13 protein-coding genes are annotated in these 16,199 nt (G+C 63.1%); 7 read left to right on the forward strand and 6 right to left on the reverse strand.

All coding sequences use genetic code 11. The features are described from left to right. The first annotated feature begins 49 nt into the window (after window positions 1-49). Window positions 50-1,708: a TerD family protein gene (locus MB1_RS10440; protein ID WP_245650122.1), complete on the forward strand. Its 1,659-nt coding sequence runs from the start codon at window positions 50-52 to the stop codon at window positions 1,706-1,708. A 22-nt stretch (window positions 1,709-1,730) separates the two neighbouring features. On the opposite strand, the gene MB1_RS10445 is transcribed toward MB1_RS10440, so the two are convergent. Then, window positions 1,731-2,264: a methylated-DNA--[protein]-cysteine S-methyltransferase gene (locus tag MB1_RS10445; RefSeq protein ID WP_084351420.1), complete on the reverse strand. Its 534-nt coding sequence runs from the start codon at window positions 2,262-2,264 to the stop codon at window positions 1,731-1,733. A gap of 145 nt (window positions 2,265-2,409) precedes the next feature. Here MB1_RS10445 and MB1_RS10450 point away from each other — a divergent pair, with 145 nt between their 5' ends. From MB1_RS10450 to MB1_RS10460, 3 genes are all read left to right on the forward strand, one after another. Further along, on the forward strand, window positions 2,410-2,991 hold the full coding sequence (locus MB1_RS10450; protein WP_066906492.1) for a TetR/AcrR family transcriptional regulator: 582 nt from the start codon (window positions 2,410-2,412) through the stop codon (window positions 2,989-2,991). A 201-nt stretch (window positions 2,992-3,192) separates the two neighbouring features. Then, complete coding sequence (locus MB1_RS10455; RefSeq protein WP_084351423.1) at window positions 3,193-4,806, forward strand: GMC family oxidoreductase N-terminal domain-containing protein; 1,614 nt, start codon at window positions 3,193-3,195, stop codon at window positions 4,804-4,806. A 39-nt stretch (window positions 4,807-4,845) separates the two neighbouring features. Further along, window positions 4,846-6,159 (forward strand): lipase family protein, encoded by a 1,314-nt coding sequence (locus MB1_RS10460; RefSeq protein WP_066906494.1) that lies wholly within the window; start codon window positions 4,846-4,848, stop codon window positions 6,157-6,159. 141 nt (window positions 6,160-6,300) lie between these two features. Here MB1_RS10460 and MB1_RS10465 read toward each other — a convergent pair whose 3' ends face one another. From MB1_RS10465 to MB1_RS26935, 3 genes are all read right to left on the reverse strand, one after another. Further along, entirely contained in the window at window positions 6,301-6,735 is a 435-nt protein-coding gene (locus tag MB1_RS10465; protein WP_066906496.1) for a type II toxin-antitoxin system VapC family toxin, read from the reverse strand. Beyond that, a complete protein-coding gene (locus MB1_RS25025) occupies window positions 6,725-6,994 on the reverse strand; it encodes a type II toxin-antitoxin system Phd/YefM family antitoxin (protein WP_084351426.1) in 270 nt (89 codons plus the stop codon). Before MB1_RS25025 ends, MB1_RS10465 begins: the two co-directional genes overlap by 11 nt. A 497-nt stretch (window positions 6,995-7,491) precedes the next feature. Next, window positions 7,492-7,887: an AAA family ATPase gene (locus MB1_RS26935; protein ID WP_157084004.1), complete on the reverse strand. Its 396-nt coding sequence runs from the start codon at window positions 7,885-7,887 to the stop codon at window positions 7,492-7,494. 668 nt (window positions 7,888-8,555) lie between these two features. On the opposite strand from MB1_RS26935, the gene MB1_RS10475 reads away from it, so the two are divergent. From MB1_RS10475 to MB1_RS26315, 3 genes are read left to right on the forward strand one after another with little or no spacing between them, the layout of a single operon-like run. Continuing rightward, entirely contained in the window at window positions 8,556-9,044 is a 489-nt protein-coding gene (locus MB1_RS10475) for a TIR domain-containing protein (RefSeq protein WP_066906854.1), read from the forward strand. Continuing rightward, a complete protein-coding gene (locus MB1_RS26310) occupies window positions 9,025-9,471 on the forward strand; it encodes an HIT family protein (protein ID WP_218000222.1) in 447 nt (148 codons plus the stop codon). Before MB1_RS10475 ends, MB1_RS26310 begins: the two co-directional genes overlap by 20 nt. Continuing rightward, window positions 9,468-9,950, forward strand: a complete 483-nt coding sequence (locus MB1_RS26315; RefSeq protein WP_218000223.1) for a hypothetical protein — start codon at window positions 9,468-9,470, stop codon at window positions 9,948-9,950. Before MB1_RS26310 ends, MB1_RS26315 begins: the two co-directional genes overlap by 4 nt. Before the next feature lie 99 nt (window positions 9,951-10,049). Here the strand turns inward: MB1_RS26315 and MB1_RS10480 are convergent, their stop codons facing one another. Together MB1_RS10480 and MB1_RS10485 are read right to left on the reverse strand one after the other, a co-directional pair. Continuing rightward, a complete protein-coding gene (locus MB1_RS10480) occupies window positions 10,050-12,812 on the reverse strand; it encodes a DNA methyltransferase (RefSeq protein ID WP_066906500.1) in 2,763 nt (920 codons plus the stop codon). Further along, entirely contained in the window at window positions 12,809-16,075 is a 3,267-nt protein-coding gene (locus MB1_RS10485) for a helicase-related protein (RefSeq protein WP_066906501.1), read from the reverse strand. The genes MB1_RS10480 and MB1_RS10485 overlap by 4 nt, the downstream gene beginning before the upstream one ends. Between the last annotated feature and the right edge of the window lie 124 nt (window positions 16,076-16,199).

Genomic DNA, 16,199 nt, shown 5'->3' on the forward strand with positions numbered 1-16,199 from the left:
GGACTGAACCGATAATGGTCTGTGGGTGCGTCTCGATAGGCTGCCCACCATGGCATCGGTAGTCGAATTGCGGTCCGGAGCGAATATGACGATCGCCGCGGAGCCTTTGACGGTCACCGTGGAGTCGGATTCGGGTTCGATGGTCGACGCTCAGGCTCTGCTGGTCGGACCGGCGGGCCGGGTGCGAGCCGATGATGACTTCGTCTTTTTCAATGCTCCGCAGCATCGATCGGGAGCGGTTCGGGTGGCCTCTGCCCGGCGACGTGCGGTCGTCGAGGTCGATCCGCGTCGAGTGGAGTCCACCATCGATCGGATCGTCCTCTCAATATCCGTCGATCACGACGTTCGAGCTCGAGGGACCCGATTCCGTGTCTCGATCGACCGCCGCGGCTCCGAACTCGCCATCTACTGCGATGACTGGCCTGCCGGTATCACGGCCTTGATGGTCGGGGAGTTCTATCGCCGCGGCGATGCGTGGAAGTTTCGCGCCATCGGCCAGGGGTGGGACACCGGAGTCGCCGGTTTGGCCGAGCACTTCGGAGTCGCCATCGATGATCCGGGGCCATCCCACCAGCCGGAATCGGATCGTCGTCGCGCGGCCGAGCAACCGCGGAATCCGGCACCGCCCACCCCTCCCCGTGGTGACGCGCGCCCGGCGAACTGGTATCCGGATACGCAGCAGCCAGGCCTGCTTCGTTGGTGGGACTCCCGTGGATGGACGGATCGAACACGGCCCAACTTCTCCGGACAGCCGTCTACCTGTCCCCGGTGTGGAGGAGAACTGAAGGACCGGCTACTCGGGGGCACGCCGATCTGTAAGCAATGTCGCGGTCCGATCAATCAGCTGATGGATGAATGGGTGTCGCGAGCGCGCGATGTCCTCGATGCGCATGGGCCGCACGGGCCGGATTGGGACGACCTCTGGGCGAGGCTGAGATTCGAGATGATCCCCGAAGAGGTCGGATACTCGGCGCTGCGCAAAGTTGCATTGCGTTATCTCGAACGCGTAGTGGCCTTCGCGTTCGCGGATGGCGCCATCGAACAGTCGGAGCTCGACCACTTCACTCGAGCGGTAGCCGCACTGCACATACCTCCAGGCAAACAGATCGACGAGCTATGTGGACGAATGCAGCGCGGGCGCATGCTTACGCGGCTTCGCGATGGCGATCTTCCCCGGGCGACGGCGCACTCCGTGCACCTGGATTCCGACGAGTTGTTGCATCTGCAGGCACCGGTCCGTCGTGTTCGTCAACGGGCGAACGGGCCGAGAGTGGATGAGGGGCAGCTGCTGGTCACCAACAAGAAGCTCCGATTCGTCGGACCGACGAGCGGGACCGAAGTCGCCTGGTCGAAGGTGACCAGCATCAGCATCGAGCGGAACAGCGTCATCGTTGCAGCTACGACCGCCGCAGGGGGCGGTGTGTACACCGCGCATGATCCGGAGTACGTGGCTGCGGTGCTCGAGGGCACCTTGCGGGTGTCGAAGCGATTGGTTCTCGTACCGGGCATGCGCGACTCGCGGTCCATCCCACAGCACGTACGCAACGCAGTGTGGCAGCGCGACGGCGCGCGTTGCACCCAGTGTGGCGCATCGGAGTACCTTGAGTTCGACCATGTGATTCCGTTCAGCCGGGGCGGCGCCACCAGCGTCAACAATCTCCAGATACTTTGTCGTGCATGCAATCAGGCGAAGGGTGCTCGCCTCTAGGCCCGCGCGGAGTTCGCGGCGGTCACAGCGCCACGCGAACCTTCGGGAAGATGCGGCCATTCGAAAACCGCCGTCCCTCGATGGTCAGGAGCCGCTCCTTGCGCTCGAGCCCGGCGGAGAAGCCGACCAATTCGCCGGTCGCGCCGATCACCCGGTGGCAGGGGATCACGATCAGCAAGGGGTTGCGCGCAACGGCCCGCCCGACCCGCTGGGCCGCGGCGCGGTCGCCGATGCGCTCGGCGAGCCGCCCGTAGGTGACGGTGTCGCCGTACGGAATCTCCCGGAGCATCGCCCACACGGTCTCCTGGAACGGGTCGCCGTACGTGGCGAGCGGCAGGTCGAAACTCGCCCGGGTGACGGCGAGATACTGGATCATCTGCGAATGCGCTGCGTGGGCAACCGGATTGGCGACGAGGGGTACCTCCACCCCGAGGCGTTCCGCCGCCGGCGCCCCGGCTTGTCCCTCGAGGAAGGTGCCGATCAGACCGTCTCTGTTGACGACGTAGGTGATCTCGCCGAGCTCGGTCGACATCCGACTGTGGATGACTGCGCTCATCGTTCCGCCCTTCGGTATGCCGTGGTGGGTTCCACGAACACCGGGTAGACGCGGCGGACGCCCCGAATGTGAGCCGCGCATCCGCAACCGGAGATCCCGTGCAACCGCCGGAACCGCTCGGTCGGGGCTGCGAGATACTGGGACCATGCGGTCGCGGAGCAGGATCATCGATGCCGTACAGACCCTCATCGGTCAGTCGGGATTCTCCGGTGTCTCGATCGCCTCGGCCGCGCAGGCCGCCGGGGTGACGCGGCAGACGATCTACTCCATTTTCGGCAGCCGCGAGGAGCTCGTGTCGCAGGCCGTCGCCGAACACCTCACCGATATCGTGCGCGGCCTCCAGGAACAGCTGGGAGCAGCGACGACGCCGACGGGTTATGTGGTCGATTTGATCGTCGCGTGTCGAACGATCGTCCGGACCGATCCGGTACTCCGAGCCCTCCTGCTGCACGACGCGAACAACCCGCTCTTCGACTCGGGGGCCCTGGAGCGGGCCCGGGCCGTGGGGATCGGCCTGCTGTCGCCGATGGAGGAGTTGTTCCCGTATACCGACGAGCAGTTGGCCGATATCGCGGACTTCTGCATCCATCTGGGGTGGTCGGCGATCTGTTTCGACGCCCCCTCCGCTCGATCCGACGCCGAGCTGGATCGCTTTCTGACCCGTTGGCTGACACCGGCTTTCGCGAATCTGACCGAAGTGTCCGCAAGCGACACCGGCACGCACTGACCTCCCTGCTCCCCGTCGACCGACCGCATTCCGGAACGTCCGGACGGGCGTGGATGTCCGCCGTCCGGCAGCACCTGTGAATCTTGACACTTTCGAGCCGGATCGTCTAGTTTTCCGGCGACGGGTGGTCGGTGCGACACCCTGGCGAAGTTCCGGGGCGGCCGTTCGGGCGGTCCCGCAGGCCAAAAGGGCGGATCGCATATGACAGGTTTGAGTCGGAGAACCTTCCTGGCTGCGGGCGTAGCGGCCTCGATGAGTCTGGCGGCGCCGTTCGCCGCGGGCGCCACCTCGACCCCGATCGCCGCTCGGGTGCGCAATGTCGCCCTGACCCGGGAGGACCACCGCGTGGTCATCGTGGGGTCGGGTTTCGGTGGGGGAGTCGCGGCACTTCGACTGGCTCGGGCGGGTGTCCCGTCGGTGCTGCTCGAGCGTGGCCGCAAGTGGCCCACCGGGCCCAATTCCACTACCTTTCCGACGCTTTCGTCGTTGGAGAGTCGCGCGCTCTGGTACGGATCGGCACCGGAGCTCTTCGGCCGGCCGGTGAACGTCGATCCCTACGTCGGGTTGATCGAGGCGGTGGTCGGCGACAACATGACCGCGCTCTGCGGCGCGGGTGTCGGGGGCGGTTCCCTTGTCTATCAGGGGATGTCACTTCAGCCGAGCGAGGAGGTCTTCTACGACTGGTTCCCCTCGGGCATCGACTGGGCCGCCATGGACGGGACACATTATCCGGAGGTGGCGCGGATGCTGGGGCTCGCCGTCGCGCCGGACGAGTTGATCGACTCGCCGAACTATCAGGCGTCCAGGGTCTTTGCGGCGCAGGCCCGCCGCGCGGGTATGCCCGTTTCCAAGATCCCGATGCCGATCGACTGGAACTACGCCTTGGCGGAGTTGCGGGGCGAGATGCGCCCGGCGTACACCAACGGCGACGGCGCGCTCGGTGTGAACAACGGCGGCAAGCACTCGGTGGACGTCACCTATATCGCCGAGGCGGAGGCGACCGGACGGGTCGACCTGCGCACCCAGCACGAGGTCACCGACGTCGCCCGTGCCGCCGACGGGCGGTGGGAGGTCCACGTGGACCGAATCGACAGCACCGGAGCGGTTCTCGAGCAGCTCGTCCTGACGACGCCGACGCTGATCATGGCCGCGGGCAGCCTCAACACCACCCGCCTGCTGGTGCGCGCCTCCGCCACCGGGCTCATCCCGGACCTGCCGGACGATCTCGGCCGGCACTGGGGTACCAACGCGGATCGCATCTATCTGTGGACCGATCCCACCGCCGGATTCGGTGCGGAGCAGGGCGGTCCGGTGGTCTACGGCAGCCTCCAATGGGACGTCCCGGCCCGCGCGCATACCCTCATCCAGGCGTCGATCCCCGCGTTGCGGGCGCCCACCTTCGATCTCGATACCCAGAGCACCGTCATGGTCGGCTACGGCGTCAGCCCGGACCGCGGCCGGTTCCGCTACGACGAGCGCCTCGGTCGAGCCGTGCTGGAATGGCTCCACGACGGCGACAGCGCGATCATCCGCGACGCCATCGCGGTATCCGCGCACCGCGTCGCCGGGACCACCGGCACCCTGCTCGATACCAATGCGATCGTTCCGTCCACCTGGCATCCGTTGGGCGGGGCCACGATCGACAAGGTCTGCGACCTGTCCGGCCGGGTGCTGGGACAGCGCGGCCTCTACGTCCTGGACGGCGCGCTGATGCCGGGTACCGCTGCCGCCTGCAATCCCTCGATGACGATCGCCGCCCTTGCCGAGTACGCGCTCGCCGACATCGTCGCGAGCGACGTCGGCCGCCTCATCTGAACCATCCCCGCACCCACGGCTTCAATCCCTGGAGGACCCATGCCCGCACCGCAGCGGGCTCGTCGACTCCGACGAGTCATCGTTCTGGCCACCGTCGCCCTCACCGCGTCCGTCCTCGGCTCACCGACCGCGTCGGCGGCGCCGGTGGACACCTTTTACGATCCGCCGGCGCCGTTGGAATCGGCACGCGGATCGATCCTGAAGGCCGAACCGTTGGCGACCTACGCTCTTCCGGCGGTCGGTGGCGGAACCTGGCCGGTGCAGGCACAACGGGTCATGTTCACCTCTCGCACCATGGACGACGTACCGGTCGCGGTGACCGGGGTATTTATCGACAACACCGCCGCGTGGACCGGACCGGGGGAGCGGCCGACGGTGATCATCGCTCCCGGAACGGTGGGGCAGGGCGACCGGTGCGCCCCTTCGGTGGCCTTCGCCAACGGTGTCCACGCCGAGATCGACAGCGGACTGCCCTCCATCTCGGTCAACCAGGAGGCGGCGTCCGCCGCGCTGTGGACCGCCCGCGGCGCACGGGTCTTGGTGACCGACTACATCGGCCTCGGCACCCCCGGCATCCACACCTACACCAACCGGGTGGAGAGCGCGCACGCCGTACTGGACGCCGCGCGGGCGGCGAATGCGCTGTCCGGAACCGGGTCCGCCACGCCGCTGCTGTTCTGGGGGTACTCCCAGGGCGGCGGTGCCACCGCGGCGGCCGCCGAACTGCAGCCGAGCTATGCGCCGGAGCTCAACCTGCGCGGTGCCTGGGCCGGCGGGCCGCCCGCCGACCTGGCGGCCGTACTCCGGCAGGTCGACGGCAGCCTGATCGGGGGAGCGATCGGATTCACCCTCAACGGGTTGATCGACAGATATCCGGTACTCGACACCCGCATCGACCAGGTGCTCAGCCCTTACGGCCGAGAGACGTTGCGCGAGTTGAGCACGAAGTGCATCGGCGACGTCATCCTGACCCATCCCTTCCTGCGGACGAATACTCTCACCGTCGACGGCCGCAGCCTCTCGGAGTGGCTCGCCGAGATCCCGGAGGCGGGCCCGATCCTCGAGGAGCAACGGATCGGTCGGCTGACCCCGGCGGCTCCGGTGATCATCACCAGCGGCATCAACGACGACACCGTCCCGTACGGGCAGGCTCGTCAATTGGCCGTGGACTGGTGTGAGCGCGGCGCCTCGGTCACCTTCCGCACCAACCATCTGCCCGCCATCGCACCGGGGACAACCCTGCCGAACCACTTCGGTCCGCAGATCATCGATGGCTACCTCGAAACCGCGGTGGTCGACGATCTCACCGAACTCCTCAGTGGCACAACATTATCCGGATGCTCGCTCGACTGATCCCGTCGGAGTCGAGCAGGACCTTGCGGAAGCCACCGCGGCGCCGTGGGCGACGAGGAGTGATTCGCGGCGAGATCTGGACTGTTTATTCGACCGCTGCATGTTCTCTGGTCGTGTCGACTCGAGGACCGGTTGTTCGGATCAGTCCGAGGGGCGATTCACTGGAATGACGCGGACGATGCCGTCCAAACCGTCGAAGTCGTCAGGGTTTGTCGTGTAGAGGGGCAGCATCGCGGCAGTCGAAACGGAAGCGATCATAAGGTCGGCTATCCGCCGCCGGGGCGTTCTGCCGCGGGCTTGGACCGCAGCGCTTATGCGTCCGAATATGCGAGCAGCGTCGGCGTCGAAGGGCAAGGGGTCGAACTCGTTCTCGACACGCTGAAGGACCGCGGCGCGGCGCGCGCGCTCGTCGGCCGCCCGGGCGTCGTTGCCGCTCACGAGATGAACGCCGGCGGAGAGTTCGGCCAGTGTGATTGCGCTGATCGCCATCTCATCGGGCAGTTCTTCGGGATCGATCCCGTGCCGAAGTATCAAGATGTTTGTGTCGAGCAACCCGCGCTGCGGCTCATCGGGCATACGGGTCGCTCAAGCTTTCGTCGTACGTACGTTCTTGATCCGCCCGAAACTTCTCTACATCGATCAGTGGAACCAGTATCGAGCCACGGGCAAACTCTGCGCGCGAAACGAAGTTCGATCGCCGACGCAGAGGGATGAGTTCTCCGATCCGGTGTCCGTCGCGGGTGACTGTGAAGGAATCGCCGCCTTCCACCGCGTCCATGATCTCCTTGGATCGCATGCGGAGGTCACGCTGGCTGACTTCACGCGGAGCACTCATGTGTCACATGATAGCACGCTGTAGCACGGCTTGGAGAGACAAGCATACGCAGAGGATGTTGCTGATGCGGTCACGTTTCGTGGGCATATTGACGTGAGCCATTACGGACTCCAGGTCGGGGAGTCGTGTGAAGTCTCGTCGGCGACCTACTGGGTGTCTCGCGCTCCGTGAGAGACGCGGATTGTCGGTGGACACTGAAAGTGGTAGTGCTGCCAGCAATCTGGGAGTCTCTGACTTCGATCGATCCAGTCAAGTAGAACGTTCGCGTGACGCTTGAAACGAGAGTTCCGACGAATTGACGCCTGCGCGGACCTCAATGCCAGCATGGTTGGAGTCGTTGGGGGTCGCCGCTCTAGTCTAACGTCGTTGAGTCAACATCTGTCGCCTTGTACATGCGCTCGAAATGTTCGGCATCGGCGGCTCGGAGGAACTCCATGCAACGCCGGATCTGCCCGTGAACGGCGCGAGCGTCCAGTACGTCGACAGTCTCGCTCCCCTCACCGTGGGAGTAGCGGTTGCAGAAGTCGCAGGCGCTCTTCCTCTTCCTTGGCGTCAATCGCCTCGCGACCCAGTGTGACGATCGCCGATGCACTGGCACCAGCGAGGAACGCCGATAGGTTCGCGTCCACCCACCTGCGAGTGAAGACGGCCATGGTAGGGGCTGGACTCGAATCGCCCTCCGCAATGCTCGTCCGCTGCCGCTGGCGGTCCTCCCAGATGACGTCTGCCACTGAGCTGCCCTCAGCCACGCTCAGGAGCAACTCCGACAGAGTGGATTTTCCGCTGCCGTTGTGGCCGTAGACGACGGTCCTAGATCCGGCCGGAAGTTCCTCAGCCCAGAAGCCCTTATCCAGCGACCGCCAACGGGATCTGACATCAAGTCTGCGAAGCATAACTTGGAACCCTAGTCGTCATCACCGACATCATGTCGTTCGTGGGTCAGGACCACGGACCGTGCGTGCGTCATTTCCCTCTGTCAACGACGGTTGAAATGTGACCCCTTTTCGACGGTTGAAAGTTGACCCCCTATTGGTTGTTGGTTGGTTAGTCGTCGGTTGTTGTAGCCGAAACTGGCGCAGCGGGGGTGAGAAAGTCGAATCAGCTTCAGTCGGCACGCAGTGGAGACCTACTGGAGCGTTGTTCATGGCTGAGGAACACGACTCCCAGATTGTTGTCACTCACTCCCATCTATGGTGTCAAACTCTCATCTACCGTGTCATCCGACACGGATGGCAGCGGAAGCCCGGCGAAGATGAAGTCGACACTACTGGTAACCCTGCATATTCGATCGCTGCATAATCTCAGTAGGGATGGGATCCCCCCGTACCGGAGGTAGGCGATCACGGCCAGCGGCCTGGATCTCGAGGGCGTTCGTGGCGAGTAGGCCCATGCGAACCGGGGGCTCGCTACGCTAGCCGTCGAATGCGTGAGCCGTAGTCAATTCGCCAGCCAAGGCGATCTGAATCGCTATGTTCGGACCGACGGAGGCGAACAGAATGTCGGCCCCGTCTGCTTGGATGTCGGTGAGCCCGATTGACGGGGACGACGAGTGGGAGTCGCGATGGCGCAGTCAGTATTCTTCAGTTTCCAGTACGAGCCCGACAACTGGCGTGTCCAGCAAGTAATGAACATGGGTGCAGTTTCCGGAGGTTCGGCCTTCACTCCGCAGGACTGGGAGTCCGTGCGCTATAAGACTGACGCCGCCATCGAGAAGTGGATTCATGAGCAGATGTCGTACACGAAGGCCGTTATCGTCCTCGTGGGCGCGAGCACGGCAGATAGCCGCTGGGTCAAACACGAGATTATCAAGGGGTGGAACGACCATCGTCCCCTGCTGGGAGTCCGTATTCACAATCTCCTGGACAAGGATGGATACGCGTCCTCGTGGGGCGATGACCCGTTTGCCGCCATTTCTATGACGGGCGGCGGCACGATGGCGGACTACGTAGAGGTCATCAACCCGAGCGGCGGCGACAGCAAAGCCGTCTACCGAACGATCCAGGACAACTTGGAGGATTGGGTGAATTCCCGTGCCTACAAGTCATCGTGACTGTCCATTTTGCAACATCGTTCGACGCGACGATCTGGACGCTCGGGAGGTCTACCGTGACGAGCACGTCATAGCGTTCTTTCCCACCGAGCCTGCAGTACTGGGGCACACAATGGTCGCACCTCGCGAGCACATTCCAGATATCTGGTCACTGCACGAGGATATTGCGACGCATCTAGCGCGCGCTACTGTCCGGGTCGCATCAGCTGTCCGTGAGGCGACGGAGTTGAAAGGTTTGAACATCATCCAATCGAATGGAGAGGTCGCAACACAAACGATCTTCCACCTCCATGTGCACCTTGTCCCACGATGGGATGGCGACGCGATGGGACCTATCTGGCCCAACGAGACGGATTACACAGAGCAGGCAAAGGATCTGATGCAGGAGCGAGTTCGACAGGCTTGTCGGAGAATCGACACCCGATGACCACGCAACCTCCAAGCCCAGACTCCGAGGATAGACGGAAACATCTCGACTTTATCCAGGCCGTCGTCACGCGCATGTCCGCAGCGTCGTCAAACGCGAAGGCATGGCTTCTGCCTGTGGTCACTGCCGCATACGGTTACGCCCTCACCCGCAGGGCCGACTCCGTTGCTCTACTCGGCCTCGGGGCCACTCTGCTTTTCGCCTATCTGGACGCCAACTACCTGCGGCAGGAGAAGCGCTTCCGAAGCCTCTATAAGGCGGTTGCCTCAGGGCGGTACGACATCGAGAGCTTTTCTCTTCAACCGGACGATCTGCCATCTGAGGTGCCATCCAAGGAGAAGGGTGATTGGCCGCCAGGAACGCCACGCTGGATCAATCGGCTGCTGCCAGGTCCAAGCGTTTGGCTTTCATGGTCAGTCGGGATCTTCTATTTTCCGGTTGCCGCGTTGGGTTTGGTGATCGCCTGTGTGGTGCGGTAGAGCTGTGCATGCCTATAGGCTTATAGGACAGCAGCCAGAGGTTGTTCACGCGAGGCGTTGGGTCTTTTGACAGTGTTGGCGTTGCCGAGGCGGACGCTGTCAGACTCGCCCCTTCGACTTCCCTGTTCCCTCTCCGATCATTCGGGCGTAGCGGGACAACAGTAGTACTTCGCATTGCTCGACGTCACGAATGTCGACGTCGAGGTGCTTCTCGACGATTGCATCAAGCCTTCGATGCGCGGACAGGAGTTCGCTGGGCATTCCATTGGCATCGTAGAGTGTTTCCAACGTTTTGCCCGGGAACATCTTTCTTACTTCCAGAACTTCTCTTCCCGCGGCGATCGCCGCAGCTCGAAAGCCACTATCGGACTGCGGGATTGGAAAAGTGTTCCAGACCAGGGTGTTCGAGAAGTTACTGTCCGCGCGCGTGTGCCCGCCCGCAAGTCGTTGCCACACCGCGAAGATTCGGGATCCGGCGATGGCGAAGATGAATCCGTCCGAGTCGGGGGCCGTGAACAGTGTGTTGTTGACGACGACATCGGGAGTCGAGTGCCCTGCGGGCAGGTAGAGGCGACTGTGGCTTGTGACCTTTGGGATAGCCAGGTAAGGCTCGGAGGGTTGGCGGTAGTTGGTGAACAGGTGCGGGGTCAACGCCTTACGGTTCGCCTCCGCATCTGAGCTGTCAGTGCGCCGCTTCTTGACCTCTCGCAGTCGCTCCTCAATCAGCTCGCTGCCAGCCCAGTCGTCCGGGTCTGCGTCGCGTAGCCACAGAACCCACCGTGGCTTTCCCTTCAGCAGGGTGGTGTTGGAGAGTAGCGGCCTGATGAACTTGGACGCGATGGGGTCTGCTTGAAAGGCGGGGAGAGCCTCAGGCTTCACGACGAGGTTGTTGAAGTCCCATAATTTGTTCCCCTCGACCAGTGGCGGCAAGTGGGTAGGTACCGGTTTCCGCGATGCGCGGACGGCGACATTTGGGGCGTCCAGTAGGTAAGGATTGATATTTCGGACGCTCCGAACCTCCGGCTTCCCTACGCCGTTGGCGGGGTAGCGGAACAGCTTGCGCTCGATGAGCTTAGTCGCCCGTACCAGTCCGACGATCACGACGTGAACACCAGCCGGGTTGTCGGACTCGGAGTCCCAGTCGAAGGGACGGTGTGCAAATCCAATCGTCCACCCCGAATTCAGGATGGGGGGCCACAGCGGCGCGACTGACTGGCCCTGGCAGATCGAGCTGGTGGCGACGAACGCGAACCGGCAGTTCGGGGCTGTGAGGTACTCTGACGCTTTCCGGAACCATGCCGAAACGTAGTCAAGGTTGCCGTTGTAGTCTCGCCCCAGGGCGGTCCGGAGGTCGGCAGTCTGTGCTGGGGTGCGTTCCTTTTGGCCAGCGTAAGGTGGGTTTCCGAAGACGATCACCTTTTCGCTGGACGGAAGTACCGCTGTCCAGTCGATTTCCAGCGCGTTTCCTTGCTTGATCTTGGACGCGATGGTGATAGGTAGGCGGTCGGGTGCGACGCCGAACTCCAGTTCCATTTGCTGGTTGGCGAGGTGATCCACGAGCAGCATCGCGGTCTCGGCGATGCGGGCAGGCCACTCGTCGATCTCGATGCCGTAGAAGTGGTCGAGGGTGACCTGTATGTCGGCCGTGACGTCGAACGTCAGTTGCGCACGGTCCACGCCCGTGGCAGTTCCGTCGAGCATGTCGAGGTCGCGGCGCCGGCGCAGGATCTCAAGTTCGAGAGAGCGTAGCTCGCGGTAGGAGACGACGAGGAAGTTGCCACATCCGCAGGCTGGGTCGAGGAACCGCAGCTGTCCCAACTCATTATGGAGACGTGTGAGCTGGCCCTTGTCGTCCCACGACCGCTTGAGGCGATCCCGGTAGTCGTCGAGAAACAGCGGCTCGATTGTCTTGAGGATGTTCGCTTCGGTCGTGTAGTGCTCGCCGCCGTGCCGACGGGCTTCCTTGCTCTTGACGGTTTGGAACATCGACCCGAACACTGCGGGCGAGATGATTGACCAGTCGAACTCGCACGCCGCGATCAGCGCATCACGGAACGCCGAGGTCAGCGCGGGCAGCCGTAGTGGATCTCCGAAAAGTCCACCGTTGATGTATCGAAACGCCGCATATGGGCTGTCTGCGCGAAGCTGGCGCTGCTTCTCATCAGTGTCGAGAATCTCGAACAAGCCCTGCAGATCCTTGTGAAGATCGGCCGCGGTCGTGCTTTCACGTAGGTACCGCTCGAACAGTCCCTCCGGCTTCCACATGTCCGCGTCGTCACCGAACAGCAGGAATAGCAGCCGGGCAAGGAGCAGGGTGGCGTCGTGTTCGCCGACGCCAGCGGCTTCGAGTTCGGTGTAGAGGGTGCCCATAAGTCGGGCGGCGGCGACGGATGCGGTTTCGGCTTCGTGGTCGAAGGCGTCACGCATCTTGTCGAGTAGGGCGACGAGGGTGATGTCGGTATCGAAGTCGAGTTCGATCGCTTGTAACCGGTCGGTCAGGTGTGTGGCCTGGTCACCGACGTGGTGTTCGTGGACGAGGAGTTTGGCGTTGGCGCTTCCGAGCTGGGCGCGTCGCGGCCAGCGCCATTCCTGTCGGCGCTCGTTGCTGAAGATGACGAGGCGTTCGTGGTTGTCCTTGCCCACGAGCACGTCGATCATTCGCTGTGTCTTGCGTGGCGGGAGCACTGGACAGTGCCAGATGCGCAGTCCCTTGTAGCCGGCGACCTGCGTGAGTGAGAAGATCTCGTCATCGACCTCGATTGCGAGGTCGGGGCGGTCTGGGTTGTTCCAGCCGAGCTCGTCGATGAATAGGGTGCGGAATTCCCGTGTGTCGACGAGGTCGAGTAGGCGGGTGCTAGTCACGAACGAACTCCCATGCTGGAAACAATGCGGATCGGATCTTTGCCGGTGCGAGTGGCGATGACGAGCTGCCCATCCTTGTGAAGGGCGGTGATTAGGGCGGTCAGGTCGTCGTTGTCAGCGCCGTTTCGGACCGCCCGGCGCAGGCGGTGCTCGGCGTCCTTCATCAGGGGATGCTGGTACAGCGCTTCGAGGGCGAGTTCGGTGTCGGCGGCGTGATTGTGGAGGGTTACGCTAAGCCGGTTCCACAGGGTGCGGCGTACTCCACGTGGCCTGCCAGCCGCAACGTGAGGGTTGGCCAGGTCGCCGCGAACGAGCGTTTCGAGGAGACTGTCGTGGTCGTCGGCGTGTTCGAGACCGCGTTCTTCGGGAGTGGCTTCGAAAGCCCGGAGCACCTCATGGCCGGTGAGCAGACTGGTCTGCCCGTCGGCGGTGGCGGATCCGAACCCGTCGATGCCGGATTCTGTTCTTACATAGCAGATCACGCCGTCATTGGTGTCTGAGAGGCGGCGGGTGCGGGTGGCCGAGATCATGTCCGGGAGGCTGGCGATCTTTGCCGCGAGTTCTGGGGTGTCCTTCTGCGCCTGGTGCCAGCGTTGGTAGGCGAGGCTTGAGGCGTCGACGTCGTCGGCGGCATCTTGATCGTCGAGGTTGCCGTTGTAGAGGTCGGTGATGGCCTTGACTTCGGTGTCGCTCCCGAAGAACTGCTCGTCGGAGCCGAATGCCTCGGCGTTGGCGTGCAGTCGGTCGCTGATGCGTTGCCGTAGGGAGATGACATTGTCGACGGACTCGTGGAAGAACGAGTACAGCAGGACTGTGTCGGCGTTCTGGCCGACGCGATCGACGCGGCCGGCGCGTTGGATCAGCCGGATGATCGCCCACGGCAGGTCGTAGTTGACCACGATGTGCGCGTCCTGTAGGTTCTGTCCTTCGCTGAGGACGTCGGTGGCGATTAGGATTCGCAACTCGTTGTCGGGTGTGGTGTCGGTCTGCTGGCCGGGCAGTGTATTCGAGCGGGGGGAGAAGCGGTGCGCGAGGCGGGTGGGGTCATCGCTGTCACCGGTGGCGATCCCGACCCTGGTGATGCCAGCGGCTTGCAATGCGGCGCCGATGTAGTCGGCGGTGTCCTTGTATTCGGTAAACACCAGCACCTTTTCGTTCGGATGCTTGGTGCTCAGCAGGGTGAGAAGGGCGTCGAGTTTGGAGTCCCGTCCCGGCGTCCAGTTTCCATAGCTGGCAAGGAGGGACCAGAGGGTGTTTGTGTCGGTGGCCAGATCCTGACGCAGATCTTTGGTGAAGATGTCTGGCCTGACCCAGGTTAGCCCCGCCGGATTCGCTTCTCGGAGTGCCTCGTAGCGCAGCGAAGCTTCTTGACTCACCTCGTCCGCGGTAGGAATCTTGTCGTTGTTCGGGTCTTCGTCTTCACCGAAGGTGTTCTCGGTGATGGTTCCGGTCGGTATCGCCAGGTCGTTGTCGATTGCGTACGAGAACAATTCGTTGCGTGCGATGTGCCGTTTGAGCGAGAGGGTGAACGAGTGCCCACACGAGGACAAGCGCTTGTAGAACGTGGTGCGGACGAACCCGGCGACGTTACCGCGTCCGCGGGCGAGATTGTCGACGAACTCCTTCTCCGATTCTCGGAGTTGGACGGTCGTTGAGATGTAGCTGCCGAGTTCGTAGCGGGGCAGGATCAGTTTGGTCATGGCGTCGAGGGTGGTGTCGCTGGCCATTAGCACGGCTGGATCTTCGGGTCCGAAGGAGTGATCGACAGGCTTTGGGATGCGTTGCGGGAACTGGAAGCGGGTGCCGTTTGCGAACTCGAGATACTGGCGGCCGTTCTCGTCCGTAAGTGAGTAGTTGTTCTTGATGAAGGTGCGGGTGCGCCGCACCAAGTGTTCGCTCATCAACCGCTTCCAGTCGTCGGGGTCCTCCGATCGTCGGAATGCCGCCATTGTGGTCGTTTTGCCGTCGACCTTGTCCGCCAGGCGTGGGTCGGCGGACAGTGCGTTGACCGGGGCGATTCCGAGGTCGTCGTCATCGTCGACGTACAGGGCTAGCTGGTTCGCCACGTCTTGAAACCGGATGTTGTACGGGGTGGCGGTCAACAGCAGTGCCTTGCTGTCGTTGACGTGGATGTAGTCCTGGATCGCCTTGTAGTCGCGGCGGGTGTCGTTGCGCAGGGTGTGGGATTCGTCGACGATGACGAACGCATACCGCCGCAGTTCGGGCAGGATCGTGTGCGCCATGCTGTAGGGGACGACCCGACCATGCAGGTCGTATGCTTCAAAGTGCTCTTCCCACATTGAGACCAAGTTCTTCGGGCACACCACGAGTGGCATGTATCCGTGCTCATCTCGCAGCATCAACGCGACCGCGATTGCGGTGAGGGTCTTACCTAGTCCGACGACGTCGCCGAGCATGGTGCCGCGTTTAGTCATGATTCGGCGTGCAAGTGTCTGCACCGCGGTGGCCTGGTAGTCCAGCAATTGCTTGCTGATCTCGGAGGGCACCGAGTACTCGGCCAAACCCTCGCGTACGTCGCGAGAGAGGTCGTAGCAAACCTTCAAGAACACCTCGTACGGGCGGCGGGGCTCTTTGCGGACCCAGGATTCGTCGAGCAGGTCAAGCACGTCGGCGGTGACCGGCCGGCTGAACCGGTCGTTCCAGCGGTCTTCGAACCACTGCGCAAGTGTTTCGGCGCCGGATGTATCGAGGACGTCGACGTTGAGTTCGAGATTGTGGGTGAGGCCGGGGGCCGTAAGGTTGGAAGAACCGACAAAACCGGTGATCGGGTTATTCAGGTCCTGCCGGTGACAGATGTAGGTCTTTCCGTGCAGGGGCCGGCGGGTAAACACCTTGATCTCCACTGCGCCCTGGGCGAGAAGATCCCGCAGCGACTGCAACGCCGCACGATCTGCGTTGGTCGGAAGCCCTCGCATCAGCTGTGTGCGTAGCTGTTCGAGCAGCTGTGCCTTGCGTTCACGGGCTGCGTTCGCGTCAGCGTCCGGCCGAGGTTTGCCGTCGACCCCGGCCTGTAGATCTTCCAACGTTTCCTGCTGCGGGCCGGTCATAACCATCCCGATCAGGATTCGCACAACCGGACCGGTTGAGCCAGCGGCGACCTTCTCCCGGACGAGGGAGTCAAACGCACCCCAGCCGCGAAGGTTGAAGTAGCCGACCGCGACGTCCATCCGGTCCGACACCTGCAGCGACTGCTGAAGGTGCGTCCCAAGGTTGAACTTGATGTTGTCGAAGATCCGTGTCACGCGGGTCAGCGCTCCTTACATCTCGATCGAAGCTGAACGTAGCTGTCCTGGTCGTCAGACGGAGAACAGCGCCCGAGCTTCCTTGGCCGTCGCCGCGTGAGAAGCACAACCTGTTGATCGAGGA

It is taken from the genome of Millisia brevis NBRC 105863 (assembly GCF_001552615.1).
Taxonomy (GTDB): Bacteria; Actinomycetota; Actinomycetes; order Mycobacteriales; family Mycobacteriaceae; genus Millisia; species Millisia brevis.